An 18,318-nucleotide genomic window follows, 5' to 3' on the forward strand; every position below is an offset into this window, starting at 1 on the left:
TCCAAGTCGATCAGGTGCAGGAGGCTCTCGACAAACCCCGTCGTCTGCCGCAGCGCCATGCCGAACAGTACTTTCATCGTCAGACATGTCTGGATCGCAGCGTCACTGTAGTCGGGCTGTCGGCCACGTTTTCCGGTCGGCGCAGCCTCCCAGGTCATGGTGGGATCGAACCAAATCGTCAGCGAGCCACGACGCTTGAGCGCTTCGTTATAGGCGGACCAGTTCCTGGTCTTGTAGGCGAGGGGTGTCGGTTTACTCATACCACACAGCTACCATGCTGGATTCACAAGATGAATCCCTCATGGGATTTGTGCAACAGAGCCGCCTTGCGGTCAAACACCAGAGAGCGTGACGGGTCCGCCTTGACCGTTGCTGCATAGCGCATGACATAGGCGGTGGTGGCCGCAAAACTGACCACCAACAATCCAATCCGCAACGCCAGCCCATCGGTAAACGGCACCCCCGCCGCATTGGACGCAATCACCGTGGAAAACGCGTTGACGGTGGACCCCAACACACCGATCCCCGCCCCCAGCAAAATAATTGCCACAGCCGTCAGTGCGTCATATCCCGCCGCGATCATCACGGGGGTCAGCAGCACATAAAACGCCAGCGTTTCCTCGGCCATGCCTTCGGTGGTGCCGCCCAAAGCGAACAGCCCCATCAGGATCGGGATCATCCATTTCTCCTGCCCTTTCAGCCGCGTCATGGCGCGTTTGATGCCTGCGTCAATCGCCCCCGTGGCCGTGACCACACCAATAAACCCACCAATCATCAACACGAACAGCGCCACATCAATGGCGTTGGCAGTATAGCCAACCGGATCATAAAACCCGGCAATCGGGGCCAAAATCACATCAAACACGCCCTGCGGGTTGGCGTCCGTTAGGGCATAGGTGCCCGCCACGGGCACATCGCGGCCCACCACCTCGGACGCGACCCGCTGATACAGGCCCGCCGGAATAACCCAAGTCAGCCCCGCGATGATGATGATCAAAGCGAACAGAATGGTATACGCCGTAGGAAAATGGAAACGGCTGGTGGCGGCGGGTTTGGTAGAAGCGGGCATGGCAGCTGTCCTTTTTATCAACAGGTAAGGGCGCGGATGGGCAAAGCGTAAATCAGATTTGGTGGGGCTGGATTAACCCAAGTTAGGCCCACCCCCATTTCAGGTCGCGATTGGGGCCAGGGGGTTTTGCTGATGCGACAGGCGCAGCCAGTTTTCATCGTCCAGCAGATAAGTTGATGTGCAAAGCGCCTCATAAATCGGGTCATCGCTGCGCTCGGCAGATACGCGGTAGGCCAGCACGGCGATATGGCCTTGGCGCTGCAAATACCGCTCGGTCATCACCACAGATCGCCAGCGTTGTGCGACATCCTTTTCCCGAAACACCATGTCGCCCTGAAGGATTCCGGCGGGATAGGGCAGCACAAAGACCGCCCCCTTGGCGGACATACGACGGGCGGCGTCTGCGCCTTCGGTCCAAAAGCGTTCTTCCAGATCCCAGAGTTTTGCCCAGAATTTTGCAGCGTCCGTCATGTTTTGCCCCGCTTGATAGCATTGGGGTGCAATGTGACAAAAAGCGGCGGGCTGTGGGCTGATGCAGATCAGCGCGGCTTACTGGGCGCGTTGAGCGGCCCCCGTTTAGGCCACACCTGTGCCCAACTCAATAATCTCGGCTGTGATCGCCTCTTGCCGGACCCGTTGCAAGGTGGCTTGGAAGTGCTTGAGTTCGCGGGCGATCTGGCTGCCTGCGGCAGTCATCGCTTCAATCCGCGCCTCATTCTCGGCGGCAAAGGCGTTCAGGGCGGCTTTGCACACCAGCGCATGGACATAATCCGCGCCCAAAGCGTCGATCAAGGCCGCAGTGGGCAGTTGCGTCAAAGGGCGCTCATGGGTGGTTTTCGGCAGGTCCGACAGATCGAGCGGGAACAAAGCCGCGCGCTGCACCACGCCCCGCCCCGATTGCCAGCCGGTGAACACCACATCCAACCGGTCAATCTGGCCCACGCTCACCGCTGCGAAAATCGCCTTGGTGATCTGGTCGGCCAGCTTTGGGATACCGCGGGTGTGCGACGGCATTGCGGCGTGCCAGCCCGGAAGGGTCCCCCGCGCCGTGGCAACCGACAGCCCCCGCGTGCCGATTAGGAAAAACGCCGCCGCCGGGTCTTGGGCCACGCTGTCCAGAACCCGCTCACTGAACGCGCCCGCAAAGCCTTGTTCGGCGCAAAACAGCAAAATCCCGGTTTTGCCCTGCATGGGGGGCGCAGGGTGTGTGGGGCCAAGAACGCTGGCCATCGCCGCAGCAACGGTTGCTGCATACGCCTCTACCGCGCCCAATTGGGTGCGCGCCATGCGCGCCCGCGCGGCCGCAATGCCTTTCATGGCGTTCACCACTGACCCCAAGGCGCTGATACTCTCCACCCGCGCGGTGATATCGGCTAAGCGTTCGGTCATGGTTTGGCTGTCTTGGCTTCAGGGGTCAGTGATGCCGCAAGCTGCCGCATCGCCGTCAGAACAGCAGCCTGATCCTCGGTGTCTAATCCGTCCAAGACCGCAGGCAAGGCCGCGCGAAACACTTTTACCGCCGCGACGGGCAACGCGTCCAGCAATCCCAATTGCACCGCCAGCATCAGCGCCACCTCATCCCCCAGCCTAAGCGGCGCGTGTTGCGCCTGCTGCAACGCCGCACGGATGCGCGCGCCGCGCGTCAGTTGCGCCTTGACCCGCCCATCGGGCATGCCGCCAAAGCGGGTGAAGACCTCCAGCTCTAAAAACTGTGCATAATCCAGCCGAAGGGTGCCAGCGGCCTTGCGCAGGCTGGGCGCTTGGGTTTTGCCCCCGACCCGGCTGACCGACAACCCCACATCCACCGCAGGCTTTTGCCCCTGATGAAACAGGGCCGCGTCCAGCACGATCTGCCCATCGGTGATGGAAATCAGATTGGTTGGGATATAAGCTGACAGGTTGCCCTGATCGGTTTCGGCAATCGGCAAGGCGGTCAGTGACCCAGCCCCCCGCGCCTGCGACAGCTTTGCCGCGCGTTCCAACAGCCGGGCATGGATATAGAAAACATCGCCCGGATAGGCCTCTCGCCCCGGCGATTGCCGCGTCAGCAGCGCAATTTCGCGGTGCGTGGCGGCGTGTTTGGACAGATCATCAATCACGATCAGCGCGTGCTGGCCCTTGTCGCGGAAATATTCGGCCATCGTCATGCCCGCATAGGGCGCGATCCATTGCAAACCGGGCGCCGATGCCGCCCCCGCCACTATAACGATGCAGCGCGCAAAATTGCCGTGGATTTGCAACGCCTCCACCGCATGCCGCACGCTGGAGGTTTTTTGCCCCACCGCAACATAGACGCAAATCATATCGCTGTGGGCTTGCGCAATAAGCGCGTCAATCGCCAGCGTCGTCTTGCCGGTGGAATGGTCGCCCACAATCAACTCCCGCTGCCCCCGGCCAAGGGCGAACAGCGTGTCCACCACGACCACGCCGGTTTGCACAGGCTCCGTCACTAGATCGCGGTCAATGATCGACGGGGCGGGGCGTTCAATCGGCCAATGCGCCGCCGCGTCAACCCCGCCTTTGCCATCTAGTGGGCGGCCCAGCGGATCCACAATCCGGCCCAGCAACCCCTCGCCGACCGGAACATTGACCACCTCACCGGTGCCAAACACCGCATCCTCCGCCTGCACCGCCACGGCGGAATCGAGCATGACGCAGCCGATCAAATTGGGGTCCAGAACCCGCGCAAAGCCGAATTGCCCACCCGCAAAGCGCAGCACCTCATCCAGCCGCACATCGCGCAGGCCTGAAATCATCGCCACACCGTCACCGATTTCCTCCACCCTGCCCCGGTGTTCAGCGCGGGGGGCAAGGGCTATTCCCTCCACCGCCGCGGTCGCAGATGCCAGCCAATCAGCGTCATGCGGCATGGTCTATGCCCTGCAAAATCGTGGTCAAATCAGCGCGCCAAGAATTGTGCAAAACAAAATGCGGCGAATGAAGTTCGAACCCCGCGATCAGGTCAGGATCGGCGCGAAAATTCAGCTTGGCCTTTTGCCCCAGCGCCGCCTGAACCGCTTTGGTGATGGCCGCTTGCTGCGGCGGGGTTGGCACCAAGGGGCTGACCACATCCACATCTGCCACCCGCAGCAATGCTTTACTGGCATCCGGCAAGGCCGCAATCGCGCCGACCAACGCCTCCAGAAACACCGCCTGAATCGCCGCCCGGTTCAGCCGCCCCAGCAGTTTTTCCGCAATGCTGACCCCAAGCTGCGCCGCATCCTTGGACAGCGCCGCGCGGTTTTTGGCCTCTGCCTGCGTTGTCGCAACCTCTGCGGCCCGGGCCAACGCATCCGCCTGCGCCACACTTTCCGCCAGCGATTTTTTCGCCGCGGCGTCCCCCGCCAAAACCGCTTGGGCCAAAGCCGCCGCACGCTCCGCCGCAATGCCGTCCCGCGCCTTCGCCACCTCTGCCAAACCCGCATCCGCCTTAGTTTTGGCAAGCCCCGCGTCGTCCAGAAAATCCTGCGCCGCCTTTTGGCGCGCCGCAATCGCCGCCGCCACGGGCCGCCAAAACACCCGGCTTAACAGCCAGATCAGGATCGACACGTTGATGGCTTGCAGCCCCAACGCCCATGGGTCAATCGTCATGGTGTCACGCCAACAACGGGTTGGCGAACAGCAACAGCAGCGCGATCACGAGGCAATAAATCGCCGTCGTCTCAATCATCGCGAGGCCCACAAACAGGGTGCGCGAAATGGTGTTGGCGGCCTCGGGTTGACGCGCAATCGCGTCCATCGCGGCGGCCACTGCGCGCCCTTCGGCCAAAGCGGGGCCGAGGGCTCCGAACGACACAGCAAAGGCGGCGCAAAAAATGCTGGCAAGTCCAAGATAATCCATCAGGTTTCCTTTTGGGTGGGGGTTTGGCCGTCCTCAACGGTGGCGGCGATAAAAACCATCGCGAGGACGGCGAAAATATAGGCCTGCACCAGCCCCGTCAGCAGATCGAGCGCCATCAGCGGGATCGGCACCAGCAGGCCCGCAAGCGAGGCGACGATGCCGATGACAAAAACCCCGCTCATGACATTGCCGAACAAACGAACAAACATGGAAAACACGCGGGTCACACTTTCCAGCATGTTCAAGGGGATCATCACTGGGTTCGGCGCGGCAAAGGATTTGAGGTAGCCAAGCACGCCTGTGCCGCGCACCCCGAACCAGATCACGGATAAAAACACCAGCACGGCAAGAGCCGCGTCGGTTTCCAGCTTTGCGGTCGGCGGCTCCACCCCCGGCACCAAGGACGCCCAATTGGCAAATAGGATGAACACAAAAAGCGTGCCGATAAAGCCGCGATAAGGCGCGGGGTCCGCGCCCGTTGTCTCGCGGATTTGGGTGTCGAGCGTGGTCACAATCAGCTCCACCGCCGCTTGCCGCCGAGTGGGGTGCAGCGACAGCCCGCGCGTCAGGGCGTAAGCGCCAAGCACCAACAGCGCCATGATGGCCCAAGTGGTGACAATGGCGGTGCTGATCGGCACCGGCCCGATATAGAACAAGACGGTCGATTCCAGCGGTGAATTCATACCTTGGCCCCGCGCAACAGCAACGCCTTGGCCGCCAGCACGCCCGCCAATGCCGCAATCAACGCCGCCGCGCCAAATTGCACAGCGAGGTAAAACCCTGCAACCAGCAGCCCCAACCGCACCACGCCCAAGCAAAGCGCCAACAGCGCCGACCCGCCGTTCACAATCAGATCGGCGCTTATGCGCAGGGTGCGGAAATAGACGAACCCAAGCGCCAGTCCGGCCAAAGCCGAAGTGGCAATCGTGGCAAAAAGCGGCATGTTATTCATTTGGCATTCATCCATTTCCAAGCGGTCCAACCGCCAAGGCAAACCCCCAGCACCAACAAGGGCACAGTCCAAAACAACCCACTGTCCAGTCGCGCATCCAGCCAACGGCCGAAAAACAGCCCCCCCAGCATCGGGACCACGAAAATCCACCCGAGCACGCCGATTTGCGCCAAACGACGGCCCACCGACATATCCCCTTCGCGCAGCCACCGTGCATTGCGATCCCGGCGCAAGCGGGCCTGTTCGATAAGCGGATCATTCTCCGGCCCGTCCGTCATCGAAACTGCCCCCCATCGGCGCGCGGTCGCAAGCTGCTGACCATGCGGCGAATGGCGTTCATTTGCAGCTGCACGCTTTCCACATGCTCGCTCCGCTCCGCCTCCTCGTCCGATTGAAATCGCGCCAAAACGTCGCCGTCCAGCGTGGCAAGGTCGTCGCCCACAACCGCCTCTCGCGTGGCAATATGGGTGTCCCCCTGCACCGTCAGCACCCCGCCGCGCACCGCGCAAAACCGCGCCACCCCAGCGGCTTTCCAACTGACGATGGACAGTGCAAGGGCGGTCACAAACGGCGCATGGCCGGGCGAGATGCCAAAACTGCCGCTGGCATCCTCGGCGCGCAGGCTGTCGATCTCGGTATCGACCACAACATCAAGCGGGGTGACGATGCGCAACCTCATGCAGCCGCCCCGGTATTCGCGGCCGCCTCTTTCGCCTGCGCATCAGCCAGCGTGCCCACCATGTAAAGCGATTGCTCCGCCCAATCATCCGCCGCACCGTCCAAGATCGCGCGGCACCCGGCCAGCGTATCGGCCAACGGCACGCTTGCGCCCGCTGTGCCGGTGAACGCCTCGGTCACCATAAACGGTTGCGTCAAAAACCGCTGCAAACGGCGCGCACGCTTGACGACCAATCGATCCGCATTCCCCAACTCCTCCACCCCCAGCAGGGAAATAATATCCGCCAACTCCCGGAACCGCGCCAGCGTTTGGCGCACGGCTTCGGCAATCTGGTAATGCGCCTCGCCCACAACCAACGGGTCCAGCAGCATCGAAGATGACACCAGCGGGTCAATCGCCGGGTAAAACCCTTCGGCGGCCTGCGCGCGCGACAGCACAATCACGCAATCCATATGGCTGGAAATTGTGGTTACCGCCGGATCGGTAAAATCATCCGCAGGCACATAAACCGCCTGAATGGCGGTGACGGCAGCCCCCGCCACCGACGCGATACGCTCTTGCAGTCCCGCCACTTCGGTCGCAAGCGTTGGCTGATACCCCACCCGGCTGGGCAAGCGCCCCAAAAGGCTGGACACTTCGGCCCCCGCCTGCACAAAGCGAAACACATTATCCATCAACAGCAAAACATTCTGGTGCTTTTGATCGCGGAAATATTCGGAAATCGTCAGCGCGGTCAGCGGTGCGCGCCAGCGTGCGCCAGGTGGCTCATTCATCTGGCCATAGACAAGCACCGTGCGCGCCAACACGCCCGAGGATTGCATTTCCGACAGCAACTCATGCCCCTCGCGCGACCGCTCTCCGATCCCTGCGAAGACCGAAATACCGTCGTATTTTTCCACCATGGCGCGGATCAATTCCATCACCAAAACGGTCTTGCCCACGCCTGCCCCGCCAAACATCGCGGCCTTGCCGCCTTGGGCCATGGGGGTTAGTAAATCAATCACTTTGATCCCGGTTTCAAACACCGCCGCCGCCCCCGTTTGCGCGATCAATCCGGGCGGGGCCGCATGGATGGACCGGCGCGGCGTGCCCTCAGGCAGCGCAAGCCCATTGTCCTTCACCTCGCCAACCACATTCAAAAGCCGCCCCAACACACCCGTTCCCACAGGCACCGTCAACGGCCCGCCCGTGTCGCGCACATCCACCCCACGCGACAGGCCCGTGGTGGAGCCGAACGCCACAGCCCGCAGGGTGGTCTGGTCCAGATGGCTGTGAACCTCCAGCACCAAAGGGGCGGGCTGGTCCCAATCCACCACCAAAGCGGAATTGATTTGCGGCAAGCCACCCTGCGCAAACACCACATCCACAACCGCGCCGCGCACGGTATGCACGATGCCTGTCGGTACAGGGCTGTGGGGGATGGTGTCTTGCTTGCCCATGCTGACGCGGGCCTCTCAGGTAGAAGAAGGTGCTGCTTTTGACGCGACCCTAACGGCCGCGATGGCCCGTCGCATTGATCTGCGTCAGTTTTAGGGCCACAGGCACCGCATCAGCGGCAATTTGCCCCATAAAGCCCAAAAAATCCCCCACGCTAACCCCAATCAGTGCGAGGGGCGCAGCAAAGGGCCAGAAAGGAAGCGTTGGCCATATCAGGCGACGCTGCATTCGGGGGACCACCATGAACGGATATGTCGCGAATATTGAAGGTCTGACCGAGGAGAACACCGATTTTCGCCACGTGCTTTACTCCGGCGTGCATCTGCAACTGGTTTTGATGTCGGTCCTGCCCGGCGAAGAGTTGGGCGGCGAAATCCACAGCGATACCGATCAGTTCTTTAGGATTGAGGCTGGCAAAGGCATGATTGTGATCGACGGCGTGACCCACAAGGTCAAATCAGGCGATTGCGCCGTGATCCCGGCAGGCGCGCACCACAACCTGATTTGCACCGGGCATGAGGCGCTGAAGGTCTACACCCTTTATGGCCCGCCGCATCACCGCGACCAACTGGTGCAGGATACCAAGGCCGATGCTGACGTGTCGGATGAGGCGTTTGATGGCGAGACGACAGAACATGTCACAGACCCGGTTCGGGTTTAGAGGGCTGCCTGTCGGTCAATCAAGGATACTCCTGTATCGGCGTTGGCCCCGGCTTGCAAAATCCGGGCTCATCGCGGCTGGTTTCATCACCGGCTTGACACAATCCTTCATCATCTGACTAGGATTTGAACGGGGTTTGTGGCAACGTCAATCGGGATGTTTTGCGCATCTGCCAAAAAGGAGCGTTTTTGACGCGGCCCTATCTATACTGAGCCGCAGCAATAAATTCCGAAAAGGCTTCGCACCAGACCAGCACAGTCGTGTAATCTTCGATATTTACGCCGCTGGGGATATCGAGAGAGAACCCTTTGAACGTTTTTACCGCACCGATCCCTTGGCTTTGATCCTTAATTGGCAAAAAATCATCCTCATGCTCGACGAATTTGGGTACGAGGTAGACCATGAAATCGGGGCCCGGTGACAACTCTCCTTCATGGACGATCTGCGTTTGCGTGAGGCTGATCGTGCCTTTGCCCCAGTGCAGGAAATCATGCCCACGCAAATCCTGCGCCAGTTCTGCCGTGTAGACTGCATTCTCGGCCATAGCCTCCAGCGTTGCGGCGTCCGGCGAAGGGGGCGCGGTCAGGATCGGCAGGAGATACACGCCGAGCCCGAATCCCACCGCGAGGGCAGCGGCATGGGAGACAGTTCCAAATAAAATACGTCGCATGACAGTTCCTTTGACGAGCGTGTTTGGATCCTCGTGAATACTACACGTCCCACGCAAATCCGTCTATCACTCCGACGCTGGCTGGGGACTTGTTCCCGCGCCACGATGATGGGCGTGGTGTCGGTCGCCCTCCAGCGGCTTGTCATCGCCCACTATCCACATACCTGCCGTGCTCTTACATCACGGACTTTTCTGCGTCTGCGTAGACCGCTCCAAAAACCACCGTTTGTGATCGCCCCACGCTCACCCCGTCACCAGCCCATCCCCCACCACAATTCTGCGGCGGCACAGGTCTGCGATCTTCTCATCATGGGTGGAGATCAAAAACGTCGTCCCCTCCTCGCGGTTGATCTGTGCGATCAGGTCCATCACCTGCATCGCTGATACCCGGTCAAGGTTGCCCGTGGGTTCATCCGCCAGCACCAGTTCCGGCCCGTTCATCAAGGCCCGCGCCACCGCAACCCGCTGCTTTTGTCCGCCCGACAGTTTGACGGACGGGAAATTGATCCGCTCCTCCAGCCCCATCCGCACCAGCAAATCACGGCCTCGCGCCCGCGCACTTGGCGTCTCGCGCCCCTCGCGGACAGCGGTGGGAAAAATTACATTTTCCAAGGCCGTAAAATCGGGCAGCAGGTTGTGGAATTGGAACACAAAGCCAATGTGCAGGTTGCGAAACGCGGTCAGTTCCGAATCCTGCGCCGCAATAAGGTCTTGGCCCAGCATGGTATACCCCCCTGATGACGGCTTCATCAACGTCCCCAGAATGGTCAGTAACGTGCTTTTGCCCGACCCGGACGGCCCTAACAGCGCCGCCATTTCCCCCGCCTCCAGCGTCAGCGACAGCCCCCGCAAAACGCGGGTGGCTGCATCGCCCACGCCAAAGGTCTTGACCAGATCGCGCACCTCCAACAAAGCGCTCATTGACCAATCGCCGTGACGGGATCAACGCGGGCGGCGGCGCGGGCGGGCAAAATCGACGCCGCAATCGCGCCGATCACCGTCAGCGCAATGGCCAACCCATACGACCCTTGCGTGATGTCCAGCGGCAAGGTGCCCGCCCGAAACGCATCGCGTGTGGGGAACGGCAACAAGGCCGAATACCCCAACGCCGCCCCCGAAAGTCCGCCCATCAGCCCGATCAGCGCGCCTTGGGTGACGAACACAAAGATCACAAATCCCCGCCCAGCCCCCATCGCGCGCATGATCCCAATCTCGGGCCGCCGCCGATAGGTGGACAGCAGAAGTGCCGAGGCAACCCCGATCACAATGGTGATCAAGGCGAATGTTTTCAGGAAATACCCGGTCTGCGCCTGCGCATCCAATGCCTCCATCAACTGCGCGGCCCCGTCCGTCCATGGCACGGCGTCCAAGCCCGTCAACGCGCGGATGCGCAGCGCGGTTGTATCGGCCGCGTTCAAATCGCGCAGCTTAATCTCTATCCGCGTGACACCTTGGGGCAGCGCAAACAGGGTGCGCGCGGTGGACAGGCTGACAAAAACGCTGCTTTCGTCCATGCGCCCGTTCCCGGTTGCGTAAATTCCACTCAGCGTCAGCACCGAGGCCACCCCGCCAGACGATTGCAACCGCACCGTTTGCCCCAAGCGCAGCGCCAGATCATCGGCCAGCTTTTGCCCCAGCACCACCAACCCCGCCCCCAGCCGCGCGGTGCCTTGCACCATATACCCGTCCAAATCCAGAATGGCGGATTCCAGCCCCGGCTCCACCCCCGTCACGCCCACTTGCGACACCTGCGCGCCCCGCGTCATAAACCCCGCTCCGGTGATCTGCGGCGACACCGCATTTACACCCGCCACCCCTGCGATCAGCGGCACAAAGGTTTCCGCATCGGCCAGACTGGCCGTGCGCACACGCGCCTTTTCCACGACCGCCAGAACATGACCTTCGGGAGAGATTAAAATGGCAGGGTCCACCGCCTCTGCCTCAATCGTGATATGGGATAAATCGCCAACGGTGCGGGCCAGAATAAACTCTGCAAGCCCACCAATCAGCGCGGACATGAAGATGAAAATGAACACCCCCACCGCCACGCCCAAGACCAATAAAGCTGTCTGCGCCTTGCTGGCGGTCAAATAGCGGGTGGCGATTTTTAACGCATACAGCATCAGGGCACCATAACCCTGACCGCTTGCCCCGCCTCAATGCCCGTGCCATCGACGATCATCGCGTCGCCCACGGCAAGCCCTTTGGTTACAATCAAACGTGCCGCGGGCCAATCAACCACCTCCACCGGCTGAAACCGCGCGGTGCCGTCCTTGACCAGAAAAACGCCCTCCTCCGCATCCTTGGTCACCAGTGCCGTGCGCGGCAGGGTCAGGGCGGCATCTTGTTGATCCACCACAATATTTGCGGTCACGGTTAGGCCAATCGGGGCCTCAACGCCTTCATCAAACATCAGCTTCAACGCCAGCCCGCCCGTCGCCACATCCACCCGCGATGATACAAAACCAACGCGTCCCGGGCGCGCCTCCCCCTCCCCCGCCAGTTGCAAAACCGCCAGTTGCCCGCGCGAGATCTGGGTGGCATAGCCTTCGTCCACGTCCGTCTCCACCAGCAGATCCGTCAAATCGGCCAGCGTCATTAGCACCAGAGAAGGATCCACGCTTTGCCCCGGATCAACCGCCAGCAGCAAAACATCCCCCGCAATCGGCGCGCGCAGGGTATAGTTTTCCAGCGCAATCCGTGCCTGATCCACCAAAGCCGTTGTCCGCGCCACCTCTTGCCCAGCCGATTGCACCGCGCGGGCCTGCGCATCAAGCACGCTGCGCGCAATGTTGCGACCCAGCGCCACAGACCGCGCGTAAGTTTCAACCGCGCCAACTTGCGCCACCAACGCCGCATCCAACCCCGCCACCGCTTGGCGCATGCTGGCGTTCGCGGCCTGCGCATTGATCTGCGCCAACACCTGCCCCGCCGTCACCACGTCACCCTCAGCCACCAAAAGCGCGTCCAGCCTGCCGCTGACCAAGGGCCGCACCGCCACCGACTGCGCGGAGGCAATCCGTCCGTTCACCGCCAGAATTCGCGTGACGGGCGCAAGCGTGGCCACTTCAACGGCAACCACAAGCGGCTGTGTGACCCAAGGTTGAAAATACCCCGCGACCGACAGACCAACCGCCAAAATCCCCGCCCCGAACCAAAGCCAACAACGCTGGCGCGGCACAGGCGCTTTTGTGGCCGAAACCACTGGCCGCAACGCGGGAACCTGCGGCGGCACCGCAGTTTTGGCCGCATCCTTTGGCACGGGGTCCAACTTGTCGGCCACATCCTTTTTGTCTGATGCCATCTTGACCATAATCCATAATGAGCTGCCAACCCCGTTGCCTACCACAAAGCCCCCCATCAAGGGTTGATATGGATCAACGACAGCGCCCCGCGCCGCGTGCCAATTGGTGCGAATTGTCCCGGCGGCGCAGTGCCCCTCGCGCAGCCAAGGACATTGAAGGAGGCCGGATGCCCGATGATCCCTACAAGACCCTTGGCCTGACCAAGCAAGCCACGGCAGACGACATCAAGAAAGCCTACCGCAAGCTGGTGCGCACCAGCCACCCCGATTTGCACCCCGATGATCCGGCTGCCGAGGCGCGGTTCAAGGCCATCGCCTCCGCGCATGACCTGCTCAAAGACCCCGCCACCCGCGCGCGGTTTGACGCGGGCGAGATTGACGCCGCTGGCACCGAACGCCCGCAGCGCCAGTATTATCGCGATTTCGCCGATGCGCCGGATAACGCTTACCAGCAAAGTCGCGGCTATGGGGCCAACCCCGATCCCGCTGATATCTTTGCCGAAATTCTGCGCAAACGGGGCCGCCAACAAGGCGCGCAAGGCCAAGGCTTCGCGGCCCCCGGCCAAGACATGCGCTTCACGCTAGAGGTTGGCTTTCTGGAGGCGGCCCTTGGCGATGAGGCCCGGATCACCCTGCCCGATGGCCAAACCCTTGGCGTCAAAATCCCGCAAGGCACGGCAGATGGCCAAACCCTGCGCCTGCGCGGTAAGGGCGGCCCCGGATATGGCGGGGGGCCTGCGGGCGATGCGCTTATCACTGTAACCCTTCGCCCCCACCCGCTGTTTCGCCGCAATGGGGATGACATTGAGGTGACGCTGCCCATCACGATTGCCGAGGCTGTCCTGGGTGGCAAGGTCACCGCCCCCACCATCGACGGCCCCGTGGGGCTAACCATCCCGGCGGGCGCCAGCTCTGGCCGCATCTTGCGCCTGCGCGGGCGTGGTGTGGGGCGCGCGGGCAGCACGGCCAAGGGCGACCAAAGGGTGGAGTTGCGGATTGTGTTGTCCCCCGAACAAGATACTGCCTTGCATGACTTTCTGGCCAAACACCAAGGCACGTTCGACCCCCGCAAAGATCTGCTGAAAGGGGCCACCCCATGACCAACAGCTTTTCCGAAGATCAAGTGATCGCCACCATCACCCGCCTGACCCGCCCGCAGCTGACAGGCTTCATTCAGGCCGAATTCATCCGCCCGCACCAAACCGCCGCCGGATACACGTTCCAGCGCATCGATATCGCGCGCATCGAATTGCTGTGCGACCTGTCCCACGACCTTGATCTGGATGAAACGGCCCTTGGCGTGGTCATATCCTTGCTGGACCAGCTTCATAGCGCGCGTCAGGAACGTGCCGCCTTGACCCGTGCGCTGGCCGCTTTGCCACCCGATCTTCATGCCCAGATCATTGCCGCGATGATGCCGCCTTAAGCGTCCGTTACAGCAACCATTCAACAGGCAACCACCCCACAACCATCACCACCACGCGTTTGAACAGGGTTGACCCCGGCTCCTGTGTCAAAACCTTACCGTTGGCTTGGTCAATCCAAACCAACCGCAAGTCTTTCCGCTTCACCTGCCACGCCACGCCTGACAACCCAAGGTCAAACGCAGCGTGCAATGCTTCCGCCATCACGGCGCTTTCAATCAACAGCCCCATTTCGGTGTTCAAAGTGGTGGATCGCGGGTCAAAATTGAACGAGCCCACGAAAATCCGTGCCCCGTCTACCGCAAATGTCTTCGCATGCAAACTGGCTCCGGACGATCCGAACGGTCCCTTTTTCACGCGCGGTGTCTGCGTGTCCTTGCGGGCGTGCAGTTCAAACAAGTCCACCCCAGCGCGCAGCAATGCGCGGCGGCGCTTGGCGTATCCGGCATGGACTGGCACCACATCCGTCGCCTCCAGTGAATTGGTCAGCATCCGCACGGCAACACCGCGCTTAGTCAGCATTGCAAACGCCCGCACACCCGCCGCCCCCGGCACGAGGTAGGGCGAAACACCATCAAACCGCACGCCAATCTCCCCCACCGCCTGCATCAGCTTGGTCGCCAGCAAGTCCTCGCGCCGCACCGCCCCTTGGCCTTTGATCGGGTCATCGCTGACCAACAGGGCACGAGTCCACTCCAACCCCAAATCCCCCTTGGCCATGTTTGCAATAACGTCAGACCGTTCCAAAACCTTTTGGAAATCGGTAAATTGCGGGTTGGATTGGAAGCGCGCCAGACCATCGCCAATCGGATCGCCGCCATTTGTGGGCCGGATAATTTGGTCCACGCCAAGCACCGAAGGGGCCGCCCAATAGCGGTCAAAATCCGCCGCAACATGCGCCACAATCGCCCCCACCGCCAAAATATCCAGATCAACGAAAAGTGCGGCCTCGCCGATTTTGAAATACGCATCCCCCACATTGCGCCCGCCTAAAATGGTGACGAGCCCATCCACGGTAAAAGACTTGTTATGCATCCGGCGGTTCAGGCGAAAGAAGTCGAACGCATAAGACAGCGCTTTGAACCGGCGCAGGTTGAACGGGTTGTAAAGCCGGACCTGCACATTGGGATGGGCGTGCAGCGCCGCCAATTCGCGGTCCAGCCCCCAAACACCATTGTCATCCAGCAACAGGCGAATCCTGACCCCACGATCCGCCGCCCGCAGCAGCGCGTCCAGCAGCAAATACCCGGTCAAATCGCCGCGCCAAATGTAATATTGTGCATCAATCGACGCCACCGCCGCATCCGCCAGCATTATTCGCGCGGCAAAGGCATCATCGCCATCTTGAAGCGCCAACACTCCCGTTTTGCCCGTCTGGCCCACCGCCTTCGAGGCCAAGGCCAGCGCCAATCGCCCTGATGTCGCAGGCGGCAAAGCGGTGCTGTTGGCGCGCTCCTCGCCTTTTGGCACTGCAAACGCCCAGCGCGCCAGCATAACGGCAATGCTAACCACCACTCCAAACCCCAAAAAAATCTTGATTAAAATCAACATTATGCGTCTGCTTCCCAGCTTGGAGCCAGAACCCGAAACCGCGCCCAAACGGGCCGATGATCAGAGGCAATAATCGCGTCCGGCCCGCTCATCACGGCGCTGCCCGTCAATTCAAGATCACGGCTGTAGGCCAACCTGTCCAGATGCAAAAACGGCCGCCCCGCCGGAAAGCTGGGGCCGGGGCTGTGCAGCTGCAACCAATCGGGCAGCGTCTCCCATCCGCGCCCATCACGCCACTCGTTGTAATCGCCCGCGATGATTGTGGGGCGGTGCTCCAACTCCGCCAGCCGCGCCGCGATAAAGGCAATCTGGCGGCGGCGGTTGCCCCGCAACAGGCCCAGATGCACGCCCACCACCCGCAGCGCCGCACCGCGCAGGGTCAAATCCACCACAACCACCCCGCGCGGCTCCAAAGCGGGCAAATCATGGCGGTGGATAGCATCCACCCGGATGCCGGGACGCTTGAGCATGGCAATTCCGTGCCAGCCAAGGCCAACCCCCGTGGGTGTCAGATCAATCACCTCAAACGGCCCAATCCGGCCCTGAAGGATGGGCAAGGCGGTGGGGCGCGGGTGGCGGCGAAAATCGGCTTCCTGCAACACGACGATATCGGCGTCAAACCCTGCGATGGCATCAATTGTGCGGGCTGGGCGGCGGCGAAAATCGCGGCCAAGGCCGGCGCGGATGTTCCAGCTGGCCACCGTCATGTCCATCGTTCCCACAATCTCTTTCCTCTCGTGGCGCAACGCAAAGGGCTTTCTCGCCCTTATCCTATACGCCCTCCGACCAGAAATTGCGACAGATCATAGCGGCACAAAGGTTGCGTTTTGGTCGGGACCAACCAGGCCCCCGCCAAGAAGGCGCAGATTACTGAACGGCGACATTGTTGAAACCGGCCAAGCCATGCGCATCCACATCCGCCTTGGTGATGCGCAATCCAATCATCTGAACGCCCATTTTGGCGATGCCGTTCGTCAGAAGCATCCGATTGGTGTTGGGCATGACAAAATTGAAATACTCAATCCGGCCTTCCGGGTCCTGCACCGAAAAGGTGACTTTGCCGACCTCAAAATTATCGGCGCTCAACACTGTCCAACCGGTATAAGGGCCGGGGGCCGCCCCACCGCCCTGCCCCTCAGCGGCATTCACCGCCGCGATTTGGGCCTCGGTCATCGGGACTGGCAGGATCATATAGGTGACCTCTTTCACCACTTGATCGCCAGCAGCGGTCATACCCACGACTGTTTTGGTCGTTGCAGTTTGGGCTGCAAGAAGGCCTGCGCTGCCGATCGGGCAGAACGTGGCGGCAAGGGTGGTTTTTAAAATCGAACGCATAGGGGGACTCCTTGGCTTCAAGGGGTTACCGGGGGCAAACACGGCGTTGCCCGGGCAGGTCTCATCTTGGGCGGGCATTCCCCCCCTAATTGCTGTCAATCGTCACGCCATGATCACCTATCTGGATGACGATGCCGCTTTGGCGCGCTTGATAGTAAAGATAGCCCAAACCAGCGGCCACAACAGCAAGCACCGCGACCAGACCACCAACACGCTTTGGGTCATCGGCGTGCGCTTTCACTTGCCACGGAGCGTGTCCTTGATGCCGCCGATGGCGTTTTGCACCTTGCCCTCAATCGTATCGGCCCGCCCCTCCGCCGCCAACTTGGCATCGCCGACAGCTTTGCCAACCGCCGTCTTAACCTTGCCTTCGACCACCTTTGCAGCGCCAATCACACGATCTTTGCCCATGTCGATATTCCTGTTGAAAAGACTTAAGCCGCCCCATTGGCTATACCCAATATCTAGCCGGTATCAAAACCGAGGGTGCTGACGCAGGTTAGCCCCCATCCGCGCTATTTCAACAGCGGGCCAATCTCATCCAGATAGGAGCGATCAAACTGCGCGAATTCGATCAATTTGGCATAATTGTCAAAGGTGACATGCCCATCGCGAAACGTCAGCAGCCCCTTTTCGCGCAACTGGCGCAGCACCCGGTTAACGTGAACCGCACTTAGCCCAACAGCATCCGCCAGCATGTATTGCGACAGCGGGCAAGCATAGCCCGCCTTGCTGCCCATCCCCACAAGGGTCAGGCGCGTGCCCAGTTCCAGCAAGAAATGCGCCAAACGCTCGCCCGCATCGCGCCGTCCCACACCGACCAAATGCTCCACCACAATCGCCTCATCGCGCGACGCGGCCCACAGCACCGCAGCGGCCAGACGGGGGGTCTTTGCAAAAGCATCCAACAGGTCTGCCGCATGAACCTCTGTCACCTCAATATCAGTGACAGGCACGATGCTGTGGTCAGAGACGCGCAAAAGCACGCTGCGCAGGCCCAGAAAATCACCGGGGATTTGAAAATCAACCACTTGGCGCTGACCATCCGACAGCAGCTTGTAAGAGCAGGCCCAGCCGGAACATAGGATATAAGCTGCCTGATCCGACTGCCCTTGATCGACCAAATCCCGCCCGGCCACAAAGGTGCGGCGGCGCTGATGCAGACCGTTCAAAACCGTCACCTCAGACTGCGATAACGCCACGAAAACACCAAGCTTTCGAGACAGGGGAGAGTTTTCCAAATGCACGTCCATTTTTAAGGCCATCCAGGACTTTATCATGGAAACGCCCTTAAGGGCTGATCTGCATCAGCCCGGCGCTGTTTTTTGCCGATACTCTTCTTCCATCCCCTGTGGGATCTTCTGCGGGATGTTCTGCGGGACCTCTTATTCAGGG

General features: G+C 61.1%; 25 protein-coding genes. 3 read left to right on the plus strand and 22 right to left on the minus strand.

Going from position 1 to position 18,318, the window contains the following annotated elements; translation table 11 throughout:
- The 12 genes from BMY36_RS13185 to atpD all read right to left on the minus strand — a co-directional run.
- The coding region (locus tag BMY36_RS13185; RefSeq protein WP_175469299.1) for a transposase at window positions 1-260 on the minus strand (260 nt) is incomplete at its 3' end.
- Between the two features lie 23 nt (window positions 261-283).
- Window positions 284-1,069 carry a hypothetical protein gene (locus tag BMY36_RS13190; protein WP_231579640.1) on the minus strand — a complete coding sequence of 262 codons (786 nt, stop codon included), beginning with the start codon at window positions 1,067-1,069 and terminating at the stop codon, window positions 284-286.
- Between the two features lie 99 nt (window positions 1,070-1,168).
- Entirely contained in the window at window positions 1,169-1,540 is a 372-nt protein-coding gene (locus BMY36_RS13195) for a hypothetical protein (RefSeq protein WP_050518229.1), read from the minus strand.
- A 105-nt stretch (window positions 1,541-1,645) separates the two neighbouring features.
- Window positions 1,646-2,458 (minus strand): F0F1 ATP synthase subunit gamma, encoded by an 813-nt coding sequence (locus tag BMY36_RS13200; protein WP_050518230.1) that lies wholly within the window; start codon window positions 2,456-2,458, stop codon window positions 1,646-1,648.
- Complete coding sequence (locus BMY36_RS13205; protein WP_050518231.1) at window positions 2,455-3,939, minus strand: F0F1 ATP synthase subunit alpha; 1,485 nt, start codon at window positions 3,937-3,939, stop codon at window positions 2,455-2,457. The genes BMY36_RS13200 and BMY36_RS13205 overlap by 4 nt, the downstream gene beginning before the upstream one ends.
- Complete coding sequence (locus BMY36_RS20785) at window positions 3,929-4,660, minus strand: F0F1 ATP synthase subunit delta (protein ID WP_050518232.1); 732 nt, start codon at window positions 4,658-4,660, stop codon at window positions 3,929-3,931. Before BMY36_RS20785 ends, BMY36_RS13205 begins: the two co-directional genes overlap by 11 nt.
- A gap of 4 nt (window positions 4,661-4,664) precedes the next feature.
- Window positions 4,665-4,910 carry a F0F1 ATP synthase subunit C gene (locus BMY36_RS13215; RefSeq protein WP_050518233.1) on the minus strand — a complete coding sequence of 82 codons (246 nt, stop codon included), beginning with the start codon at window positions 4,908-4,910 and terminating at the stop codon, window positions 4,665-4,667.
- A complete protein-coding gene (locus BMY36_RS13220) occupies window positions 4,910-5,593 on the minus strand; it encodes a F0F1 ATP synthase subunit A (protein ID WP_050518234.1) in 684 nt (227 codons plus the stop codon). The genes BMY36_RS13215 and BMY36_RS13220 overlap by 1 nt, the downstream gene beginning before the upstream one ends.
- Window positions 5,590-5,862: an N-ATPase subunit AtpR gene (locus BMY36_RS13225; protein WP_050518235.1), complete on the minus strand. Its 273-nt coding sequence runs from the start codon at window positions 5,860-5,862 to the stop codon at window positions 5,590-5,592. Before BMY36_RS13225 ends, BMY36_RS13220 begins: the two co-directional genes overlap by 4 nt.
- The gene (locus BMY36_RS13230) at window positions 5,859-6,140 is read right to left on the minus strand and encodes an AtpZ/AtpI family protein (RefSeq protein ID WP_050518236.1); all 282 of its coding nucleotides are present in this window, start codon (window positions 6,138-6,140) and stop codon (window positions 5,859-5,861) included. Before BMY36_RS13230 ends, BMY36_RS13225 begins: the two co-directional genes overlap by 4 nt.
- The gene (locus BMY36_RS13235) at window positions 6,137-6,541 is read right to left on the minus strand and encodes an ATP synthase F0F1 subunit epsilon (protein WP_050518237.1); all 405 of its coding nucleotides are present in this window, start codon (window positions 6,539-6,541) and stop codon (window positions 6,137-6,139) included. Before BMY36_RS13235 ends, BMY36_RS13230 begins: the two co-directional genes overlap by 4 nt.
- A complete protein-coding gene (gene atpD, locus BMY36_RS13240) occupies window positions 6,538-7,980 on the minus strand; it encodes a F0F1 ATP synthase subunit beta (RefSeq protein WP_050518238.1) in 1,443 nt (480 codons plus the stop codon). The genes BMY36_RS13235 and atpD overlap by 4 nt, the downstream gene beginning before the upstream one ends.
- 239 nt (window positions 7,981-8,219) lie before the next feature.
- Here atpD and BMY36_RS13250 point away from each other — a divergent pair, with 239 nt between their 5' ends.
- Window positions 8,220-8,639, plus strand: a complete 420-nt coding sequence (locus BMY36_RS13250) for a cupin domain-containing protein (protein ID WP_050518240.1) — start codon at window positions 8,220-8,222, stop codon at window positions 8,637-8,639.
- 199 nt (window positions 8,640-8,838) lie between these two features.
- Here the strand turns inward: BMY36_RS13250 and BMY36_RS13255 are convergent, their stop codons facing one another.
- The 4 genes from BMY36_RS13255 to BMY36_RS13270 all read right to left on the minus strand — a co-directional run bounded on the left by BMY36_RS13255 (window position 8,839) and on the right by BMY36_RS13270 (window position 12,613).
- The gene (locus BMY36_RS13255) at window positions 8,839-9,309 is read right to left on the minus strand and encodes a DM13 domain-containing protein (RefSeq protein ID WP_050518241.1); all 471 of its coding nucleotides are present in this window, start codon (window positions 9,307-9,309) and stop codon (window positions 8,839-8,841) included.
- Window positions 9,310-9,552: 243 nt separating this feature from the next.
- Window positions 9,553-10,230, minus strand: coding sequence for an ABC transporter ATP-binding protein (locus BMY36_RS13260; RefSeq protein ID WP_050518242.1), 678 nt, complete (start codon window positions 10,228-10,230; stop codon window positions 9,553-9,555).
- On the minus strand, window positions 10,227-11,432 hold the full coding sequence (locus BMY36_RS13265; protein ID WP_050518243.1) for an ABC transporter permease: 1,206 nt from the start codon (window positions 11,430-11,432) through the stop codon (window positions 10,227-10,229). The genes BMY36_RS13260 and BMY36_RS13265 overlap by 4 nt, the downstream gene beginning before the upstream one ends.
- Window positions 11,432-12,613: an efflux RND transporter periplasmic adaptor subunit gene (locus BMY36_RS13270; protein ID WP_231579641.1), complete on the minus strand. Its 1,182-nt coding sequence runs from the start codon at window positions 12,611-12,613 to the stop codon at window positions 11,432-11,434. The genes BMY36_RS13265 and BMY36_RS13270 overlap by 1 nt, the downstream gene beginning before the upstream one ends.
- 167 nt (window positions 12,614-12,780) lie before the next feature.
- Between BMY36_RS13270 and BMY36_RS13275 the strand changes: the two genes are divergently transcribed.
- Window positions 12,781-13,713, plus strand: a complete 933-nt coding sequence (locus tag BMY36_RS13275; RefSeq protein WP_050518265.1) for a DnaJ C-terminal domain-containing protein — start codon at window positions 12,781-12,783, stop codon at window positions 13,711-13,713.
- Complete coding sequence (locus BMY36_RS13280) at window positions 13,710-14,039, plus strand: chaperone modulator CbpM (RefSeq protein WP_050518244.1); 330 nt, start codon at window positions 13,710-13,712, stop codon at window positions 14,037-14,039. Before BMY36_RS13275 ends, BMY36_RS13280 begins: the two co-directional genes overlap by 4 nt.
- A 7-nt stretch (window positions 14,040-14,046) precedes the next feature.
- Here the strand turns inward: BMY36_RS13280 and BMY36_RS13285 are convergent, their stop codons facing one another.
- The 6 genes from BMY36_RS13285 to BMY36_RS13305 all read right to left on the minus strand — a co-directional run bounded on the left by BMY36_RS13285 (window position 14,047) and on the right by BMY36_RS13305 (window position 18,203).
- Window positions 14,047-15,588 carry a phospholipase D family protein gene (locus tag BMY36_RS13285; protein ID WP_050518245.1) on the minus strand — a complete coding sequence of 514 codons (1,542 nt, stop codon included), beginning with the start codon at window positions 15,586-15,588 and terminating at the stop codon, window positions 14,047-14,049.
- Window positions 15,588-16,295, minus strand: coding sequence for an endonuclease/exonuclease/phosphatase family protein (locus BMY36_RS13290; RefSeq protein WP_074818805.1), 708 nt, complete (start codon window positions 16,293-16,295; stop codon window positions 15,588-15,590). Before BMY36_RS13290 ends, BMY36_RS13285 begins: the two co-directional genes overlap by 1 nt.
- A gap of 160 nt (window positions 16,296-16,455) precedes the next feature.
- Window positions 16,456-16,923: a hypothetical protein gene (locus BMY36_RS13295; RefSeq protein WP_050518247.1), complete on the minus strand. Its 468-nt coding sequence runs from the start codon at window positions 16,921-16,923 to the stop codon at window positions 16,456-16,458.
- An 85-nt stretch (window positions 16,924-17,008) separates the two neighbouring features.
- Entirely contained in the window at window positions 17,009-17,164 is a 156-nt protein-coding gene (locus BMY36_RS19970; RefSeq protein WP_156215057.1) for a hypothetical protein, read from the minus strand.
- The gene (locus BMY36_RS13300) at window positions 17,161-17,334 is read right to left on the minus strand and encodes a CsbD family protein (RefSeq protein WP_050518248.1); all 174 of its coding nucleotides are present in this window, start codon (window positions 17,332-17,334) and stop codon (window positions 17,161-17,163) included. Before BMY36_RS13300 ends, BMY36_RS19970 begins: the two co-directional genes overlap by 4 nt.
- A gap of 104 nt (window positions 17,335-17,438) precedes the next feature.
- Window positions 17,439-18,203, minus strand: a complete 765-nt coding sequence (locus BMY36_RS13305) for a Crp/Fnr family transcriptional regulator (RefSeq protein ID WP_231579642.1) — start codon at window positions 18,201-18,203, stop codon at window positions 17,439-17,441.
- Between the last annotated feature and the right edge of the window lie 115 nt (window positions 18,204-18,318).

Origin of the sequence: Pseudorhodobacter antarcticus (assembly GCF_900110135.1) — a bacterium.
Lineage (GTDB): Bacteria > Pseudomonadota > Alphaproteobacteria > Rhodobacterales > Rhodobacteraceae > Pseudorhodobacter > Pseudorhodobacter antarcticus.